General features: G+C 68.1%; 3 protein-coding genes and 1 pseudogene. All 4 read left to right on the top strand.

The genetic code is table 11. From position 1 onward, the window contains the following. A pseudogene (locus tag AB0I04_RS54965) lies at positions 1-128 on the top strand (AraC family transcriptional regulator); the annotation flags it as partial. Positions 129-133: 5 nt separating this feature from the next. Then, positions 134-541 (top strand): VOC family protein, encoded by a 408-nt coding sequence (locus AB0I04_RS54960; protein WP_360904988.1) that lies wholly within the window; start codon positions 134-136, stop codon positions 539-541. 242 nt (positions 542-783) lie between these two features. Then, positions 784-3,180 carry an excinuclease ABC subunit UvrA gene (locus tag AB0I04_RS54955; RefSeq protein WP_360904985.1) on the top strand — a complete coding sequence of 799 codons (2,397 nt, stop codon included), beginning with the start codon at positions 784-786 and terminating at the stop codon, positions 3,178-3,180. A gap of 257 nt (positions 3,181-3,437) precedes the next feature. Then, on the top strand, positions 3,438-3,754 hold a 317-nt coding region (locus AB0I04_RS54950), incomplete at its 3' end, for a response regulator (RefSeq protein WP_360904982.1).

The following is a 3,754-nucleotide window of genomic DNA, read 5'->3' as shown; positions in this document are numbered from 1 at the left end:
TGCCGCCCAGTGTGTACCGCCAGGAGGCAGCGGACGCGACGGCGGGGATGCCCTCGTGTGTGGCCAAGCAGGTGACCCGGCCGGTCAGGAATCGAGAAGCGCCGCCCGCCAAGCCACAGCTAGCCTGACCTGCATGGACATCACCATTCACACATGCGTACTGCCACATGAGGACCCCGAGACCTCCGTGGCCTTCTACCGCGACGTCCTCGGTTTCGAGGTCCGCAGCGATGTCGGGCAGGGCACGATGCGCTGGATCACGGTCGGCCCCGCCGACCAGCCGGGCACGTCCATCCTGTTGGCGCCGCCGGCCGCCGACCCCGGTATCACCGAGGACGAGCGCCGTACGATCGCCGAGATGATGGCCAAGGGCACCTACGGCTGGATCCTGCTGGCCACGCACGATCTGGACGATGTCTTCGAGCGGGTGCAGGCCGAGGCCGAGGTCGTTCAGGAGCCGACCGACCAGCCGTACGGGGTGCGCGACTGCGCCTTCCGCGATCCCGCGGGCAACCTGGTCCGCATCCAGCAACTGCGCTGAGCCCTCCGGCGACCGCGGCCATGACCCGCACAGACGGCCGCGCGTAAGAGCCCGCGCACGACGTCGGCGGCCGAACGAGCTGCCCGACCGCGAGCTCATGCGCGACGGCCGCTGGTCAGTATGCGCGTCGGCCGGGCCGAAGCGGTGGAGAACCAGACGTACCGCTGGAAGCTGGTTAGATCGAGCCAGGCGACGCCGACAAGACCGCGAAGGCGGCTCCCCCCGTAACAGATGGAGACACGATGAGCATGGCCACGAGCACGGACACGCAGTCGCCTGCGCCGCACGTTGCCGACAGCCACGATCTGATCCGCGTGCAGGGCGCGCGGGAGAACAACCTCAAAGACGTCAGCATCGAGATCCCGAAGCGCCGGCTGACCGTGTTCACCGGCGTCTCCGGCTCGGGCAAGAGCTCGCTGGTGTTCGGCACGATCGCTGCGGAGTCACAGCGGCTGATCAACGAGACCTACAGCGCCTTCGTGCAGGGCTTCATGCCGACGCTGGCGCGCCCTGAGGTCGACGTGCTCGATGGGCTGACCACGGCGATCATCGTCGACCAGGAGCGAATGGGCGCGAACTCCCGTTCCACGGTGGGCACCGTGACCGACGCCAACGCGATGCTGCGCATCCTGTTCAGCCGGCTCGGGCAGCCGCACATCGGCTCACCCCAGGCGTTCTCCTTCAACGTCGCCTCCATCAGCGGAGCGGGTGCGGTCACACTCGAGCGTGGCGGCAAGAGCGTCAAGGAGCGGCGCGAGTTCAACATCACCGGCGGTATGTGCCCGCGCTGCGAGGGCATGGGATCGGTCACCGACATCGACCTGTCCCAGCTGTACGACGACAGCAAGTCGCTCAACGAGGGTGCGCTCACGATCCCCGGCTACAGCATGGACGGCTGGTACGGCCGCATCTTCACCGGCTGTGGCTTCTTCGACCCGGACAAGCCGATCAATAAGTTCACCAAGAAAGAGCTCAACGACCTGCTCCACAAGGAGCCGACCAAGATCAAGGTCGAGGGCATCAACCTGACGTACGAGGGCCTGATCCCGAAGATCCAGAAGTCGATGCTGTCCAAGGATGTCGACTCCCTGCAGCCGCACATCCGCGCCTTCGTGGAGCGGGCGGTCACCTTCACCGACTGCCCCGAATGCGGCGGCACCCGGCTCAGCGAGGCCGCCCGGTCCTCGAAGATCAACGGGATCAACATCGCCGACGCCTGCGCGATGCAGATCAACGACCTGGCCGAGTGGGTGCGCGGCCTGGACGATCCGTCGGTGGCGCCGCTACTCGCGAAGTTGCAGCACAGCCTCGACTCGTTCGTGGGGATCGGGCTGGGCTACCTCTCGCTCGACCGGCCATCGGGCACGCTGTCGGGCGGCGAGGCGCAGCGCACCAAGATGATCCGCCACCTCGGGTCGTCGCTCACCGACGTGACCTACGTGTTCGACGAGCCGACGATCGGGCTGCACCCGCACGACATCCAGCGGATGAACGACCTGCTGCTGCGGCTGCGGGACAAGGGCAACACCGTGCTCGTCGTCGAGCACAAGCCGGAGATGATCGCGATCGCCGACCACGTCGTCGACCTCGGTCCCCGCGCTGGCACCGCCGGTGGCGAGGTGGTCTTCGAGGGCACCGTCGACGGGCTGCGGGCCAGCGGCACGATGACCGGACGGCACCTGGACGACCGGGCCGGCCTGAAGCCGTCGGTACGGACACCGTCGGGCGTTCTCGAGGTACGCGGGGCCGACACCCACAACCTGCAGGACGTCGGCGTCGACATCCCGCTCGGTGTGCTCGTCGTCGTGACCGGCGTGGCCGGCTCGGGCAAGAGCTCACTGATCCACGGCTCGGTGTCCGGACGGGACGGAGTGGTGTCGATCGACCAGGGCGCGATCCGCGGCTCACGACGGAGCAACCCGGCGACCTACACCGGACTGCTCGACCCGATCCGCAAGGCGTTCGCCAAGGCCAACGGAGTGAAGCCGGCCCTGTTCAGCGCCAACTCCGAGGGCGCCTGCCCCACCTGCAACGGCGCCGGCGTCATCTACACCGACCTGGCGATGATGGCGAGCGTCGCCACCATCTGCGAGGAGTGCGACGGGAAGCGGTTCCAGGCGTCGGTGCTGGAATACCACCTCGGCGGCCGCGACATCAGCGAGGTGCTCGCGATGTCGGTGACCGAGGCCGAGGAGTTCTTCGGCGCCGGCGAGGCGCGCACGCCGGCCGCGCACGCCATCCTCGACCGGCTCGCCGACGTCGGGCTCGGCTACCTCAGCCTCGGCCAGCCGCTGACGACACTGTCCGGCGGCGAGCGGCAGCGACTCAAGCTGGCCACCCAGATGGCGGGCAAAGGCGGCGTCTACGTCCTCGACGAGCCGACCACCGGCCTGCACCTCGCCGACGTCGAACAGTTGCTCGGCCTGCTCGACCGGCTCGTCGACTCCGGCAAGTCGGTCATCGTCATCGAGCACCACCAGGCGGTCATGGCGCACGCCGACTGGATCATCGACCTCGGCCCGGGCGCCGGCCACGACGGCGGCCGGATCGTCTTCGAGGGCACACCCGCCGACCTCGTCGCCGCCGGCTCCACCCTCACGGGCGAGCACCTCGCGGCCTACGTCGGCACAAGCGATTGAGGCGAGAGGAGCGAAAGCCCGCTCTCGCTCCGCGCTCTCGCTCCTGAGCCGATCGAGCTTGTGAGAGGCGGGCGCCGAACACCTGACCGCGGCCGGGGTTGAGGAACCTGCTCGCTCGGTCGCCGTGCCCCGGCGTGTCGATGACCGCCGGGGCCGGCTATCTGGGGTTGTCAAGCGTTCTAGCTGGTGAGCGCCTTGCATACCGTTAAGGCATGTTGCATATGCCGGCGATATGTCGTGCTGTTTAGGGTTCAGGGATGCGCGTGCTGATCGTGGAGGATGAGCCGTATCTGGCCGAAGCGGTCCGTGACGGTCTGCGGCTGGAGGCGATCGCCGCCGATATCGCCGGGGACGGCGACACCGCTCTGGAGCTGCTCGGCCTCAACTCCTATGACCTGGCGGTGCTGGATCGTGACATCCCCGGTCCTTCCGGTGACGAGGTCGCCCGGCGCATCGTCGCCTCGGGCAGCGGTATCCCCATCCTCATGCTCACCGCCGCCGACCGGATCGATGACAAGGCTTCGGGGTTCGGGCTCGGGGCCGATGACTATCTCACCAAGCCGTTCGAGCTTCG

The sequence above is a fragment of the Actinoallomurus sp. NPDC050550 genome, assembly GCF_040655075.1.
Lineage (GTDB): Bacteria > Actinomycetota > Actinomycetes > Streptosporangiales > Streptosporangiaceae > Actinoallomurus.
This window is presented reverse-complemented; position numbering and strand designations above follow the sequence as displayed.

What these genes read in the sequence shown, in the direction of transcription:
- AB0I04_RS54960 (WP_360904988.1), top strand. Translation starts at nt 134, where the DNA reads ATGGACATCACCATTCACACATGCGTACTGCCACATGAGGACCCCGAG.
- AB0I04_RS54955 (WP_360904985.1), top strand. Translation starts at nt 784, where the DNA reads ATGAGCATGGCCACGAGCACGGACACGCAGTCGCCTGCGCCGCACGTT.